The sequence below is a fragment of the Coprobacter secundus subsp. similis genome (assembly GCF_015097275.1).
Taxonomy (GTDB): domain Bacteria; phylum Bacteroidota; class Bacteroidia; order Bacteroidales; family Coprobacteraceae; genus Coprobacter; species Coprobacter secundus.
In genome coordinates this window covers 729,523-745,625 of sequence record NZ_AP023322.1, presented here as the reverse complement: position 1 = coordinate 745,625, position 16,103 = coordinate 729,523, and the positions used below count along the sequence as shown (strand labels likewise).

General features: G+C 36.6%; 13 protein-coding genes. 4 read left to right on the top strand and 9 right to left on the bottom strand.

What is annotated here, in order from left to right:
* Positions 1 to 43 precede the first annotated feature (43 nt).
* From Cop2CBH44_RS02755 to dapF, 3 genes are read right to left on the bottom strand one after another with little or no spacing between them, the layout of a single operon-like run.
* Complete coding sequence (locus tag Cop2CBH44_RS02755; protein ID WP_021930161.1) at positions 44 to 2,233, bottom strand: glutamine synthetase III family protein; 2,190 nt, start codon at positions 2,231 to 2,233, stop codon at positions 44 to 46.
* A gap of 38 nt (positions 2,234 to 2,271) precedes the next feature.
* On the bottom strand, positions 2,272 to 3,504 hold the full coding sequence (locus Cop2CBH44_RS02750) for an LL-diaminopimelate aminotransferase (RefSeq protein WP_021930160.1): 1,233 nt from the start codon (positions 3,502 to 3,504) through the stop codon (positions 2,272 to 2,274).
* A 35-nt stretch (positions 3,505 to 3,539) separates the two neighbouring features.
* Positions 3,540 to 4,379 carry a diaminopimelate epimerase gene (gene dapF / locus Cop2CBH44_RS02745; protein ID WP_021930159.1) on the bottom strand — a complete coding sequence of 280 codons (840 nt, stop codon included), beginning with the start codon at positions 4,377 to 4,379 and terminating at the stop codon, positions 3,540 to 3,542.
* A gap of 337 nt (positions 4,380 to 4,716) precedes the next feature.
* Here dapF and carA point away from each other — a divergent pair, with 337 nt between their 5' ends.
* Both carA and carB read left to right on the top strand, forming a co-directional pair.
* Positions 4,717 to 5,790, top strand: coding sequence for a glutamine-hydrolyzing carbamoyl-phosphate synthase small subunit (gene carA, locus Cop2CBH44_RS02740; RefSeq protein ID WP_021930158.1), 1,074 nt, complete (start codon positions 4,717 to 4,719; stop codon positions 5,788 to 5,790).
* A gap of 29 nt (positions 5,791 to 5,819) precedes the next feature.
* Entirely contained in the window at positions 5,820 to 9,044 is a 3,225-nt protein-coding gene (carB, locus tag Cop2CBH44_RS02735; protein WP_200755908.1) for a carbamoyl-phosphate synthase (glutamine-hydrolyzing) large subunit, read from the top strand.
* Positions 9,045 to 9,116: 72 nt separating this feature from the next.
* Here carB and Cop2CBH44_RS02730 read toward each other — a convergent pair whose 3' ends face one another.
* Both Cop2CBH44_RS02730 and nikR read right to left on the bottom strand, forming a co-directional pair.
* Positions 9,117 to 10,991: a TonB-dependent receptor plug domain-containing protein gene (locus Cop2CBH44_RS02730; RefSeq protein WP_021930156.1), complete on the bottom strand. Its 1,875-nt coding sequence runs from the start codon at positions 10,989 to 10,991 to the stop codon at positions 9,117 to 9,119.
* A gap of 207 nt (positions 10,992 to 11,198) precedes the next feature.
* Positions 11,199 to 11,600, bottom strand: coding sequence for a nickel-responsive transcriptional regulator NikR (nikR, locus tag Cop2CBH44_RS02725; RefSeq protein WP_021930155.1), 402 nt, complete (start codon positions 11,598 to 11,600; stop codon positions 11,199 to 11,201).
* Positions 11,601 to 11,733: 133 nt separating this feature from the next.
* Between nikR and Cop2CBH44_RS02720 the strand changes: the two genes are divergently transcribed.
* A complete protein-coding gene (locus Cop2CBH44_RS02720; RefSeq protein ID WP_200755504.1) occupies positions 11,734 to 12,330 on the top strand; it encodes a hypothetical protein in 597 nt (198 codons plus the stop codon).
* Between the two features lie 295 nt (positions 12,331 to 12,625).
* Here Cop2CBH44_RS02720 and Cop2CBH44_RS02715 read toward each other — a convergent pair whose 3' ends face one another.
* The 4 genes from Cop2CBH44_RS02715 to Cop2CBH44_RS02700 form a co-directional block, all read right to left on the bottom strand.
* The gene (locus Cop2CBH44_RS02715) at positions 12,626 to 12,958 is read right to left on the bottom strand and encodes a DNA-directed RNA polymerase subunit omega (RefSeq protein ID WP_021930153.1); all 333 of its coding nucleotides are present in this window, start codon (positions 12,956 to 12,958) and stop codon (positions 12,626 to 12,628) included.
* Positions 12,959 to 12,970: 12 nt separating this feature from the next.
* Positions 12,971 to 13,774: an outer membrane protein assembly factor BamD gene (locus tag Cop2CBH44_RS02710; protein ID WP_044228823.1), complete on the bottom strand. Its 804-nt coding sequence runs from the start codon at positions 13,772 to 13,774 to the stop codon at positions 12,971 to 12,973.
* 158 nt (positions 13,775 to 13,932) lie between these two features.
* Complete coding sequence (locus Cop2CBH44_RS02705; RefSeq protein ID WP_021930151.1) at positions 13,933 to 14,358, bottom strand: hypothetical protein; 426 nt, start codon at positions 14,356 to 14,358, stop codon at positions 13,933 to 13,935.
* Positions 14,359 to 14,371: 13 nt separating this feature from the next.
* Entirely contained in the window at positions 14,372 to 15,673 is a 1,302-nt protein-coding gene (locus tag Cop2CBH44_RS02700) for a phenylacetate--CoA ligase family protein (RefSeq protein ID WP_021930150.1), read from the bottom strand.
* A gap of 238 nt (positions 15,674 to 15,911) precedes the next feature.
* Between Cop2CBH44_RS02700 and Cop2CBH44_RS02695 the strand changes: the two genes are divergently transcribed.
* Positions 15,912 to 16,103, top strand: coding sequence for a PspC domain-containing protein (locus tag Cop2CBH44_RS02695; protein WP_055095990.1), 192 nt, complete (start codon positions 15,912 to 15,914; stop codon positions 16,101 to 16,103).

Genomic DNA, 16,103 nt, shown 5'->3' with positions numbered 1-16,103 from the left:
AACTAAAAACTATATCTTTTCTCCTTCCGTAACCGTAAAAAAACTATCGAATAAATAACAATTCTCTGTATTTGGGCAATGGCCACATTTCATTATCGACCATCAGCTCAAGTTTATCAATATGGTAACGTATTTCATCCATCAATGGGGCAACCGTATCATGATATGCTATGGCTTTTTCTCTCTCAGATTCTATTTTATTGGCAACCTTCCGGGCTTCGATCATCGTATGAACTTTCTCTTTTATCACCAATAAATGGGCTGCAATTTTTTCGATTACTTCCATATCCTGATTTGCGATAACTTCACTCTTTTCGGCTGGGAACAAACTCTTAATCTTAAAAACATTATCCAGCAAAAGAGATTGATAACGAGTCGCAACAGGGACAATATGATTTATTGCCAAATCTCCAAGTACACGAGCTTCTATCTGTATCTTCTTGGTATACGTCTCCCATTTTACCTCATTTCTGGCATGAAGTTCTACTTCTGAGAATACATGTGTGTCGGTAAACATCTTCACACTTTCTGGTTTCAAATAATTATCGTAAATTACAGGAACACTGGTTTCGCAATCTAATCCGCGGCGAGCAGCTTCAGCTTTCCATTCATCGCTATAACCGTTTCCATCGAAACGAATATTTTTCGATTCGTTTATATATTCTTTTAATACGGATAGTATTGCTTTCTCGGTAGATTCGCCTTTAGCGATACGACTATCCACTAACGTTTTGAACTCTTGTAACTGATCGGCTACTGCAGCATTTAAAGCAATCATTGCCGAAGCACAGTTTGCCGAAGATCCTACAGCTCTGAATTCAAATCTATTACCAGTAAAAGCAAATGGTGATGTTCGATTACGGTCGGTATTGTCACGAAGTATTTCTGGGATTTGGGTAACTCCCAAATCAAACCCTTCTTTACCGTTCATCTTAAAATCATCTTTTGAATTGAAAGATGCCATAGTATCTAAAATCTCGCTGACCTGTTTTCCCATAAATATAGATATGATAGCGGGCGGTGCTTCATTGGCTCCTAAACGGTGTCCATTAGTAGCCGATGCAATACTTGCTTTCAATAGTCCATTGTGGCGATAAACTGCGGTCATCACATTAATAATAAATGTCATGAACTGTAAATTTTCTTTCGGAGTTTTTCCCGGTGCAAAAAGTAATATGCCGGTATCAGTACCTAAAGACCAGTTATTGTGCTTACCTGACCCATTGACTCCCTTGAACGGTTTCTCGTGTAACAAAACTCTGAAATTGTGACGACGTGCGACTTTTTTCATCACACTCATCAACAAGAGGTTGTGGTCGTTTGCAAGATTCACTTCTTCAAATATAGGCGCCAACTCAAACTGGTTAGGAGCAACCTCGTTATGACGGGTTTTGGCTGGTATACCTAACTTCAGACATTCTATTTCGAGGTCTTTCATAAAAGCCGAAACTCGGGTAGGTATAGCACCGAAATAGTGGTCTTCAAGCTGTTGGTTTTTCGCGCTATCATGTCCCATCAATGTGCGGTCTGTCAACAAAAGGTCAGGGCGAGCCGAATACAAAGCTTCATCTACTAAAAAATATTCTTGTTCCCAGCCTAAATATGAAAAGACTTTCTTTACATTAGGGTCGAAGTAATTGCATACAGCAGTAGCGGCTTTATTCACACTATTCAAAGCCCTTAACAAAGGTGTCTTATAATCTAACGACTCTCCGGTGTACGAAACGAATATCGTAGGAATACATAGAGTATCGTCTACAATGAAAGCGGGAGATGATGGGTCCCAAGCAGAATATCCCCTCGCCTCAAACGTATTACGAATACCCCCGTTAGGGAAGCTCGATGCATCAGGTTCTTGTTGAATCAATAATTTTCCGGAGAATTCTTCTACAACACCACCTTTACTATCGTGTTCAATAAAAGAATCATGTTTTTCGGCCGTGCCTTCTGTCAAAGGGTGAAACCAATGGGTATAATGAGTAGCTCCCATTTCCATTGCCCATTTTTTCATTCCAGCTGCAACACTATCTGCTATTTCTCGATTAAAAGGTGCACCGTTATCAATTACATTTACCAAGGCATCATATGTTTTTTTCGGTAAATATTTAAACATTTTTTCGCGATTAAACACATACTTGGCAAAATATTCTGAAGGACGTTCTGCAGGTTCTTCCACTGCTACAGCTTTATGGGTAAAAGCCTCTTCTACTACTTTGAATCTTAATGTTGACATAACAGATAAATTTATTCGTTATCGTGTGTAATTATTTTTTATATTTTCCAGTTTTTCAGACGTTCTATAGCTTCGAAGGTGTCTTCATACTTTCCGAATGCAGTAAGCCGCAAATACCCTTCACCGGACGGACCAAATCCAACACCTGGAGTTCCGATGATATGTCTTTCAAAAAGTAGTCTATCGAAAAACTTCCACGAAGTAATACCCTTCGGAGCTTTCACCCATATATAAGGAGCGTTTACACCTCCGAAAACTTCTAATCCTATCGATTTTAAATTATCGTGCAACAATTTCGCATTTCTCATATAATAATTGATACGAACTTTAGTCTGAACTTTCCCTTCAGGAGTATAGATTGCTTCTGCTGCTCGTTGTACTATGTAAGCAGTACCATTGAATTTCGTACTTTGCCGTCGGTTCCATAATCGGTTCAATGAGATTTTATCTCCAGCGAAATTAAAGGCCTTTAGTTCTTTCGGTACAACCGTATATCCACATCTTAAACCAGTAAATCCTGCTGTTTTAGAGAAACTTCGGAATTCAATTGCAACTTGTTTTGCTCCTTTGATTTCATAAATACTATGAGGAACATCCTCTTCCTGGATAAATGCTTCATAAGCAGCATCAAACAAAATAAGGATATTATTGGATATTGCATAATTCACCCATTTTTTTAGTTCCTTTTTTGATAAAGCTGTTCCGGTAGGGTTATTCGGATAACACAAATAAATCACGTCGGGACGTATCTCTGGAAGTTCCGGAATAAAATGGTTTTCTGCATTGCAAGGAATATAAACAATATTGCTCCAACGGCCGTCCTCGTTTTTCTCTCCTGCACGACACCCCATCACATTGGAATCGATATATACTGGATACACCGGGTCGGTCACCGCAATGCGATTGTCTTTGCTTAATATATCTCCTATATTCCCTGTATCGCTTTTGGCTCCATCATTGATAAAGACTTCATCCGGGTCTAAGGAAATTCCTCTTGTTTCATAATCATGTTTGATAATCGTATCGATTAAAAAACGGTATCCCTGTTCTGGACCATACCCTTTGAATGTCTCTGAAACGGACATTTCGTCTACAGCCTTGTGCAATGCATCAATAACTGCTTCTGGCAAAGGAAGAGTTACATCTCCAATTCCCAATCTGATTACTTTTGCTTCAGGATGAATCACTTTAAAAGCGTTTACTTTCTTAGTAATTTCACTAAAAAGATAGCTCTCCGATAATTTTAAAAACTGCTCATTAACTAATGCCATATAACTAAATATTTCTCGTCTCTTTTCATACTTTATTAAAATCGATCGACTGTCTCCCCTTCAAAAACGGTAATTGCATCTCCCGTCATATAGATATGATTATCCAAATCATTCCATTCTATTAGCAAGTCACCTCCTAATAAATGAAGCACAGCCTTCCTTTCTGCAAATCCATTCAGTACCGCAGCTACTAACGTAGCACAGGCTCCTGTTCCGCAAGCAAGAGTTTCTCCTGTCCCTCTTTCCCACACTCTCATCCGTATATTGTTTTTTGATTCTATTATTGCAAATTCAACATTTGTTCGTTGAGGGAACAGAGGATGATGTTCGATAGAATAACCTGTCTGATGTAAATCTATATTATCAAAACTTTCCAAAAAGATAACGGTATGAGGATTTCCCATAGATATGCAAGTTATCTTATATTGTTCATCCCCGACAGAAAATGGTTCTCCGATGATGGAATCACCTATTTTCGATACGGGAATTAGAGAAGGAGAAATAATAGGTTCTCCCATATCAACACACACGTTTTTTACTTTATTTTTTGTAACTGTAAATTTCAGCTTTTTTATTCCGGCTTTAGTTTCAAGAGTAATTTCCTTTTTATCAGTTAACCCTTTATCATATACATATTTTCCGATGCATCTGGATGCATTACCACACATCTCCGCTTCCGAGCCATCTGGATTGAACATTCTCATTTTGAAATCACACCTTTTCGACGGCAAAATAATAACCAATCCATCTGATCCGACACCAAAATGCCTGTCACTCAATTCTATGGCCAACCTTTCAGGATTTTTTATATTTTCTTGAAATCCGTTTACATATATATAATCGTTACCAGCACCCTGCATTTTAGTGAATCTCATCTTATTTTTACATTTTGTAAACTGAAAAACTAAATAATATATCTTTTTGTTATTATTTTTCTGCAAATATAAACATATTGATATATTATATACAAAAATATTGTGTACAAAAATTACATAAAAAAATTATTTGTTACAATATAATCATAAAAAATACAATATATATAACAAATTGTTATCATATTACTATATATACTGTGCAATTTGTTATTTCAATTAAAAATAGAAAAATAATATATGAATATATGCCGATATTTCATTTTTTTTCTTTAGCTTTGCATGGTTTTTACGATAGAAACCACCTTACTATAACAATAATCACATTAATCTATCGTATATGCAGAATATAAAAAGCGTCTCTCTAATCTTAGATGACGGAACTGTATTTCGGGGAAAATCATTCGGTTATGAAAAAGCTACAGCCGGAGAAGTTGTTTTTAATACGGCAATGGTGGGATATCCCGAGAGTCTGACAGATCCTTCTTATTCAGGTCAAATTTTGGTTATAACATTTCCGTTAGTTGGAAATTATGGGGTTCCTCCCCGTTCTTTTAACAATGACAATTTATCCACTTTTTATGAATCGGAGAAAATACACGTCGAAGGCGTTATTATCTCCGATTATTCGTTTGAATATAGTCATTGGAATGCGACCCGAAGTCTTGCCGCTTGGTTAAAAGAGGAAAAAATACCCGGTATTTTCGGAATAGACACGCGGGAACTGACGAAAAGGTTGAGAGAAAACGGTTCGATGAAAGGAAAAATCGTTTTTGATAACGATAATGAAATCGATTTTATAGACCCTAATATGGAAAATCAGGTAGCAAGAGTTAGTTGTAAAGATATTATCACATATGAACGGGGTCGAAAGCGTATCGTTTTGGTCGACTGTGGGGTGAAACATAATATAATTAGATGTCTATTGAAACGAGATGCAACAGTGGTACGAGTTCCCTGGGATTACGATTTTAATATGCTCAGTTATGACGGATTATTCATATCGAATGGTCCGGGAAATCCAGATTTATGCAATGCTACTGTCGAAAATATTCGAAAGGCCATGAAAGAGGATAAACCGATTTTCGGTATCTGTATGGGAAATCAGTTATTGGCGAAGGCCAGCGGAGCTTCTACTTATAAGTTAAAATACGGACATAGGAGCCACAACCAACCGGTACGTATGATTGGTACCGACCGATGCTTTATAACTTCACAAAATCACGGTTTTGCCGTAGATAACAACACACTAAGTGATGAATGGGAACCTCTTTTTATCAATATGAATGACGGTACAAATGAAGGTATAAGACATAAAGCCAAACCGTGGTTTTCTGCTCAATTCCATCCAGAAGCGGCCAGTGGACCTACTGACACGGAATTTCTCTTCGACGAATTTGTAAATATGCTTTAAACTTGTAAAAATAGAAATAGATGAGCCATATAAAAGATAACATTAAGAAAGTTTTGATTCTGGGTTCCGGTGCTTTGAAAATCGGAGAAGCCGGGGAATTTGACTATTCAGGTTCACAAGCTCTGAAAGCTTTGAAAGAAGAAGGTATTTATACCGTACTGATAAACCCTAATATTGCTACGGTACAAACGTCGGAAGGTGTCGCTGATAAAATATATTTTCTGCCTGTGACTCCGTATTTTGTCGAAAAAGTAATACGAAAAGAGACACCGGATGGTATTTTACTGGCATTCGGAGGGCAAACAGCCCTGAATTGCGGTGTCAAATTATATCAATCTGGAGTATTGGAAAAATATAATGTGGAAGTCTTAGGAACTCCGGTACAAGCAATCATTGATACTGAAGACCGAGAACTTTTCGTGAAAAAACTGGATGAGATAAATGTAAAAACAATAAAGAGTATTGCTACCGACAATTTAGGAGGTGCTCTGGAAGCAGCTGATGAATTGGGTTATCCGATTATAATCCGTGCAGCTTATGCTTTAGGTGGTTTAGGTAGTGGGTTCTGTGACAATCCTGAAGAACTGAAACGTATGGCCGAAAAAGCGCTATCGTTTTCTCCCCAAATATTGGTCGAAAAGTCGTTGAAAGGCTGGAAAGAAATCGAGTATGAAGTGGTGCGGGACAGATTTGATAACTGTATTACAGTATGTAATATGGAAAATTTCGACCCATTGGGTATTCATACGGGAGAAAGTATCGTTGTGGCTCCATCTCAAACTCTTACCAATAGTGAATATCATAAATTACGAGAGCTGGCGATACGAATTATCCGGCATATTGGTATTGTAGGGGAATGTAATGTCCAATATGCTTTTGATCCACAGTCGGAAGATTACCGGGTTATCGAAGTCAATGCCCGATTGAGCCGTTCTTCGGCCTTGGCCTCGAAAGCAACGGGGTATCCTCTTGCTTTTGTCGCAGCAAAGCTGGGTTTAGGATACGGATTATTTGATTTGAATAATTCGGTTACAAAAACGACATCTGCATTTTTCGAGCCTGCATTAGATTATATCGTGTGCAAAATACCTCGTTGGGATTTAGCCAAATTTCAAGGTGTAGACAGAGAGTTAGGCTCGAGTATGAAATCAGTGGGTGAAGTTATGGCTATCGGTCGTACATTTGAAGAAGCTATTCAAAAAGGGCTGCGCATGATTGGTCAAGGAATGCATGGATTTGTTAGCAATAAAGAGCTTATTATTACAGATATAGACAAGGCTTTAAGAGAACCGACCGATAAACGTATTTTCGTTATTTCGAAAGCATTCCGGCAGGGATACACCATAGATCAAGTACATAAACTGACTCATATAGATAAATGGTTTTTACAAAAACTTCATAATATCATCAGGACAGCTATTGAACTTGAAACTATCCAGGATATAGAGAAAATACCTGAAGATTTATTGAGAACAGCTAAAAAGCAAGGCTTTTCGGATTTTCAAATAGGCCGCTCGATATTGCAAGACAAAATGGACGATGCCGAAGCTACGATACTTACGATACGGAATTTAAGAAAAAAGAAGGGCATAACTCCTGTAGTGAAACAAATCGATACTTTAGCTGCAGAGTATCCAGCACAAACCAATTATCTATATTTGACGTATAACGGTGCAGAAAATGATGTAAAATACTTGGGAGATCAACGGTCGATTATCGTTTTAGGCTCTGGAGCCTACCGTATCGGTAGTTCGGTTGAATTCGACTGGTGCAGTGTCAACGCTCTTAATACGATTCGAAAAGAAGGTTGGAGATCGGTAATGATTAATTATAATCCTGAAACTGTCTCTACCGATTATGATATGTGCGACCGACTTTATTTCGATGAATTGACTTTCGAACGGGTGATGGATATCATCGAACTCGAAAATCCTCATGGTGTCATACTTTCTACCGGAGGACAAATCCCCAACAATTTAGCAACTCGCCTTGATGAACAGAATGTAAATATTCTGGGAACTTCAGCTACATCTATAGATAATGCGGAAGACCGACATAAATTTTCGTCGATGCTTGACAGACTGGGAATCGACCAACCTCGTTGGAGAGAATTAAGTACTCTCAACGATATTTTTGATTTTGTCGACGAAGTGGGCTATCCAGTATTAGTACGTCCTTCTTATGTATTGTCGGGTGCTGCAATGAATGTATGTTCCAATGATACGGAGTTGAAACAATTTCTTCAGTTAGCAGCTAATGTTTCGAAAAAACATCCGGTAGTTGTAAGTGAATTTATACAACATGCAAAAGAAATCGAAATGGATGCTGTTGCTTGCAACGGAGAAGTAGTCATGTATGCTATATCGGAACACATAGAATTTGCCGGAGTACATTCTGGGGATGCAACGATACAATTTCCTCCTCAAAAATTATATGTGGAGACCGTTCGTCGCATAAAGAAAATTGCCGGTCAAATCGCTAAAGAATTAAAAATATCCGGACCTTTCAATATCCAATTTTTGGCTAAAAATAATGATATCAAGGTAATCGAATGTAATTTGAGAGCATCGAGAAGTTTCCCATTTGTTTCAAAAGTATTGAAAATAAACTTTATAGAATTGGCGACAAAGGTGATGATGGGACTTCCGGTAGAGAAACCGAACAAAAACGAATTTGATTTGGACTATGTCGGGATAAAAGCATCTCAATTTTCTTTTTCCAGATTGCAAAAGGCAGATCCGGTTTTAGGTGTAGATATGGCATCTACCGGAGAAGTCGGTTGTATTGGAGACGATACTTATGAAGCTGTGTTGAAATCGATGCTATCTGTAGGATACTCTATTCCAGAGAAAAATATCTTGTTATCAACGGGTACGGCAAAGCAAAAAACTGATATGCTCGATGCTGCTGTCATGCTACATAACAAAGGATACAAGCTTTTCGCAACAGGCGGGACCCATAAATTCTTGGCAGATAATGGAATCCCTTCTACACGGGTATATTGGCCCAGCGAAACTAAGCAATTTCCCCAGGCTTTGGATATGATTCACAATAAAGAAATAGATTTTGTTGTAAACATTCCTAAGAATCTGACTCAAACTGAATTAGACAACGGTTACAAAATACGTCGAGCAGCTATAGACTTCAATATTCCATTGATTACAAATGCTCGTTTAGCTTCGGCTTTTATCGGAGCATTTTGTAGTATGAATATCAGTGAAATACAAATTAAGAGTTGGGAAGAATATAAATGATTCTGTAAAAAGATAGAAAGAAGGAGGTATCCCGAAAACAGTATACCTCCTTCTTTCTTGTGATTACTTCAATTAAAATCTCACGTCGATACCTCCCATCGCGATAATTCCCGGCATGGGAAAGCCTTCGTTGATTGTATACGAAGTATTCGTTAAATTCTCACCTTTTACAAATAAAGTTATATTACGTTTGTCATTTCCGAAACGATATGCTATCCGAGCATTCAAAAGAGTATAGTTTTCTTTATCTACCGGTTTTGTAGTAACATAAAGATTGAAAATGGACTGAGTATTAAGTGTAAAGCTCCATTTTCCAGGGGTATAGTCAATTTCTCCGAATAATTTATGTTCAGGAGCACCGACCAAAGGTTTATTCATGTGTAAATAACTATAGTTAGTTCCGAAATTCCAGTTTTTAAGAAAGTGGTATGATAAATCAAATTCCACCCCTTTGTTATAAAATTTTCCCGTATTTATATTTTTCATTTTCCCGTTAACGGGAGTCGCCACAATGGTATTTTTTCCATCGATATAAAATGCTGTAATTTCCGCATGCAATTTCCCATTTAAGAATTGTTGTCCGACCGATATTTCATAATTGAGCATACTTTCCGGTTTCAAATCGGGATTAGCCGGAGCATACATGTATAGTTCTCTTATATTCGGACTTCTGAAACCTTTAGAAAAGGATGCTTTAATCGTATTTCCGTGGAAGGGATTAATCGTCAATCCGGCTTGCGGAACCCATTCGTTTCCGAATGTAGTATTATGTTCATAACGGACTCCGGCATTCAAGTTCAAAATGCTCCACAATTCTTGTTGCATAACAATATATCCAGCCAGTTCATGCACGCTTTTATCTATAATTAGTTTTTCTGTTCCGTCGAAGTTATCATTCCATGCATGTCCTCCCCAATTCTTATAATCTACCCCTAAAGTAAATTGATTTCCGGGAAACAGAAAGAACGATTCATATGCCAAAACGCCATAATTGAAATCGGTAGAACGGAAATAATATGTGCTGGGGATATCTGTATTCTGTCCATCGTCTATTTTATGATTCCCCCAATTATAAAACAGTTGTATTGCACCGTTATGTTTATCGAATTTATTGGACAAGGAGGCAGAAGCTGTACCTCTCCATATTTTCATCCAGTTATGATACATAGGTTCATCTATCGTACCGGGATTATGAGTGTCATAGTATGCTAAACTGACATCTCCCATCACTGAAAAGTGGTTATTTATATTATAGCCTAATTTGCCGAAACCATTAGTTATATTAAATTGAGAATTGGGACGATGACCATCAGTACGGTCGTGATTGATAGAGAAAAAGCTGTTGAATTTACCCAATTTCACTCCATTGTTCACCATATATTTCTGCGTATTATACGACCCATACATTATCCGGGCATGTGTTGTAACCCCTTCTTCGTGTTGGCTACGGGTTATGATATTCACGACTCCGCCCATAGCATTGGAGCCATATAGTAAGGAGCCTGGGCCTCGTATCACTTCTACTCTATCTACGTCGGAAGCTACATAGGTATCGGGTAAGCTGTGCCCAAAAACTCCTGCCCATTGAGGTTGTCCGTCGAACAACATCAGGACTTTGTTCCCAGCCCCGACCCCTCGAATATTTACTGCCCCTGCTCCTCCATTCGATACACCGAATCCTGTGATACCTTTCTGAGTAACGAATAGTCCGGGAACTCGTTGTGACAATACTGGTAATAGAGCCGATTCACTACTTTTATCTATTTCTTCCCTTGTTATAACAGATACAGATAGTGGAATATTGTTCTTATTTACCAAAGTTTTATTAGCAGTTACAACGACTTGCTCTATTTCTAAGGTATCAGATAATGAACGGTCTGCTTTAGCGGGATTATATCCTGCCAAACAAAACACGAATAATGCTGTAATTTGAAGTTTTTGTTTCATTTTTTATTTATTATTTGTAATATCTTTTCATAAAATCGTGTTACGATAGAATCGTATTTAGTTAGTTGTAAAATATTTCAACCTACATTTTTCAAATATGATACATAAAATAATTATTTCTTAATATATTATTTGAGCACAAAAAAAATGACCTTTAATTCGTGTTATTATTTTTCTGAATCGTGTTACTTTGTACCCCAAAAAAAATTAATCTGCCCGACTCATAACCAATTTACCGTGTTTAATATCCCGTATGGAGACCAATTTGTCTGATAACTCTGTCAATCGATAAGCTTCTCCTTTAACCGTAGCAATATGCAAGCAAAAGTTTTTATTCAGATAATATTGTGCCGATGATAAAATAACATCTTGATAAAATTGTTGTATTTCGTCGATTCGCTGAGGTATATTTTTCTTAGACTGGTCATACATAATAATTATCGTTCCTGCAACGATATGATTGCATTGCCATTTTTTTTCCGCTATGTTTTTTTCTACAAGAAAACGAATAGCCTGTGAACGATTGGCAAAACCATTATCTATAACAAACCGGTCAAGAGAATTGACCAATTCCTCATCTAATGAAACACCAAACCTCTTTAATGCCATATTGCAAATTTTATCTTATTTAATACTAATTTCGTTTGCCATAAGTTAAAACAAGTTCAATAAATATTTGTTTACATAATAAGTAAAAACATTTCTGCATTAATCTTGTTTTAACCTAAGAAACAACATTAATATGACAAATTATTTTATCATAAAATACACCCACAACAAAGACTATATAAATGCCACCATTGACCAGCAATGTGATGATATACCTCTTGGTGAAGGTCTCAAAGATATATGTCTTTATTTGAAAAATAATCATTCTCAAATATTTACAGAAATACAATTATCTGAAAATAGAGAATTTACTATTTCGTGGGAACAAGATATTACATCCTCCAATTATCTTTTAATGCCTGGTCACGATATTATCCATCGGCTGAAAGAGTTAAAGAATGTCATAGAAAATTCCCAAAATTTTGAACAAAAATACAAAAAATTTGACTTTATAACAGACAATATGAATATTAATATCGACGATATCATTGTCTGCCTCTCAGATAAAGGAAAAAAAGAAGCAATAAGTAAATATTCTGAAGAATTGGCTTTTTTGATGACAAAAGTCGTTCCGAAGTTAATTCCTCTAAATCAAATAAAAATAGAAGTTTCCGGTATGAGTTTTATTATGGTGAAAAATATTCTATCGGAAATATACGAGCAAATACCCGGCGAAAGAAAAAACAAGTTCCACTATCAAATAGATTTTGATGAACTTGTTTTTAGATGATTATGTGTTGATGAAAACGAGGCTGTCTCAAAATATATATTGAGATGGCCTCTATTTTATTCTAAACATGAATCATTGATATTCTTTAAAAAAGAAATTTTCCTCATTCCTTTTCCGTGGTTTCTCTTACCGGAGATTTTCTTGTACAGTTTTGAATATCATTTTTAATATATGATACAAAAATAAGCTTTGACAGAAAAAAGGTAGGTTTTGTCAGATATTTTTATCAATAAGCATTGACACAAAAAAGCTGCCCCAAATTTATTTTGAGACAGCTTTTCTATTTTCTTATGAGTTAAAGATTTTCTTTTTCTTTGGCTGGATTTTTATAATATATCTTCCCTTCAATATATTCTTGAGTTGCAATCAATGTGGGTTTTGGCAACTTTTCATAATATTTGGAAATCTCAATTTGTTCCCGGTTTTCGAAAACCTCTTCCAGATTATCATTATAAGAAGCAAATTCTTGTAATTTTTTTTCCAAATCAGCCTTCATTTCAACTGCAATCTGATTGGCTCTTTTACCAATAATACAAACGGTCTCATATACATTACCTGTATCTTCTGACAATGCGATCATATCGCGGGTCACCGTGTTAGTGGGTGCATTCGATTTTTTGTAATCCATATCTCTTTTCGATTATTCTTTTACGTATTTATTTGCTACATTAAACATGCGTTTGGCCTCTTTCATATTAGAAGATTCGGGAAATTCATTTATGAAACTGTAATATTCATCAATTACGTCCCGAAAACGGTCTATTTTCTTTTCTTCAACACTTTGAGTAGCTTCCTGAAACTTAGCTTTCAAAATAAGGAAAGATAATGTTTCTCTATATTTTGTGTAGGGATAGTCTCTCAATGCATTTTGAGCCGTTATTACTGCCGACTCATAATTATTGCCCATATAGTTCCCTAAATTATAGTACAATTGAGCACTTAACAATTCTTTTTCTACCAATTTTTCTTGTAAAGAAATGATTATGTCTTGCGCTTCTTTGGCTCTTTCACTTTTGGGAAAGTATTCCAAAAACATTTGTAACTCATCTATTGCCTTATATGTTCCTGACTGGTCGAGTGCCGGTTCGGGAGAATCCAGATAATATCCATATCCTGCGTAGAATCTGGATAATTCGGCATATTGTCCTTTAGGATAATTGGTATAATATGTTGTAAAATATTGCCCTGAGGTGATATAATCTTTGGCCAGATAATGACTTCTTGCCAGTAAATAAAGTGATTCCTCAGCTTTGTCGGTACCTTTGAATATGGTTACCAACTCTTCCAATAATGTATACGCTCTCGAATATTTTTTCTGTTCAAAATATTTCTTAGCATATTCATATTTTAGCTCATAATCTTGGCTTTTAAGTATTTTATTGTATTCGCTACATGAAGCGAAAAGCATGATTATGGCAAATAAATATATAATTTTTCTTTTCATATGCTTAAATAATGTGCAAATGTAGGAAATAGCATCGAATAACAAAAACAAAAAAATGAATTTTAACGGATATACTCTATTAAATAAATAAAATAGCACAGGTCTCTGCTGTGTATTGCCGACCTGTACTATTCTATATATATGATTATTAAAAAAGATTACAATTGATATAGTTGGTGTGCAGCCATCAACTCAAGGCTGTGTCTACGCAAAATATCGATACACATATTTATATCGTTGGGGCGAATTACCACATGTGCAACGTCGCCTGAAGAAAAGGCATACATGTATTCAATAAATACTCCTGCCTCTGACAGATAGTGCAATGCTTTTGATAAGGCTCCCGGGGTATTCGGACAATTTAGGCAGACAACTTCCGTCAATGTTACTCCGAAATGATTGTCTTTAAGTAGTTTGTAGGCCTTATCCGGGTCTGACACAATGACTCTAAGAATACCAAATTCTGCATTTTCAGCCATACTGAATGCCGATAAATTGATTCCAGCATTTCCTAACACTGAGGTCACTTCATTTATACGTCCAGTTTTGTTTTCGAGAAAAACCGATAATTGCTTTATAATCATAATATTTACAGGTTTATTGTATATTTCGGTTATCTATCACTCGTTTGGCTTTTCCTTGACTGCGTTCGAGGCTACGTGGTTCCACTAATTTTACATTTGCGGCAATGCCCAGTACGCTTTGCAAACGGTGAGCTATTTTCTTTTTTAATTCTACCATTCGGGTAATTTCGTCGGAATAGCATTCGGGACGCACTTCAACCAATACTTCGAGAGTATCCAAATTATTTTTGCGATCGACAATCAGCATGTAATGAGGTTCGAATTCTTGCATTTCAAGTATTACACTTTCGACTTGGGACGGGAATACGTTTACACCTCGAATAATCAACATATCATCGCTGCGTCCTGTAATTCGGGTCATACGAACTGTGGTTCTACCGCAAGGACATGGTTCGTATATTAACGAACATAAATCTTTGGTACGATATCTTAGCAAAGGCAGACCTTCTTTAGTGATTGTAGTGAATACTAATTCTCCTGACTCTCCGGGGGCTAAGGGTTCTAATGTTTTAGGGTCTATTATTTCCGGATAAAAATGGTCTTCACTGATATGGGCTCCATGCTGATATTCGCATTCATGGGCGACTCCCGGTCCCATAACTTCACTGAGCCCGTAAATATCGTAAGCTTTTATGCCTAGTTTGGATTCTATTTCACGGCGCATATTTTCGGTCCAAGGTTCTGCACCGAATATGCCAACTCTCAATTTAAACTCTTCTCTCGGTATGCCGGAATCCTGTATGGCATCTGCCAAATATAATGCGTAAGAAGGTGTACAAGCCAGAGCTGTGGGCCCGAAATCTCGCATCAGTTGTATTTGTTTTGCAGTATTTCCACTTGACATGGGTATGACTGTCGCACCTAGATTTTCGACACCGTAATGTAGTCCCATTCCTCCAGTAAATAAACCATAGCCATATGATACGTGAAATATATCATTTTTATCGGTTCCGTAAGCAGAGAGACATCGCGCTACTGATTCGGCCCAAGTTACAAGGTCTTGACGAGTATATCCAACGACAGTAGGCCGTCCAGTAGTTCCTGACGATGCGTGTAAACGCACAATCTCAGACATAGGTACGGCAAAGAGGCCAAACGGGTAATTGTCCCGTAAATCTTGTTTTGTTGTGAACGGTAATTTTACAATATCGTCAATAGAATTTATATCATTAGGTGTTATTCCTATTTCCTGCATTTTTTTTCGATAAAAAGGTGTATTATGATATACTCTCTCGACAGTTTGTTTCAAGCGTATCCCTTGCAATTTGCGCATATCTTCACGCTTCATGCATTCCATGGTTTCGTTCCAAATCATTTCTAATATTCCTGCTTTTTATTGTTATTTTATGTATTTTAGGCAAAGTAAGCAAAAAATGCCGATTCATACATATATTAACGGAAAAACTTTTAATATGTTATAAAAATGGATTGATAAAATTTTATTTGAAATAAATATTCTATTGTAAAGAATTATAATGCTTTAATTCTATATAATGTCTCCCTAATATTGTACCATTTTTTCGTATATTCGCATCAAAATATCCATACAAATTATGTCTGAAAAAAAACTTTTACGGTCAAACAATAAAATAATAGCCGGAGTCTGTGGCGGGCTGGCCGATTATTTCGATATAGATGCTACTCTCATGAGAGTAATCGTCGTATTAGCTGCGGTATTTACCGGTTTTTTTCCGATAACTGTCGCTTACGTGATACTTATATTCATCATACCTGAAGCTCGATAA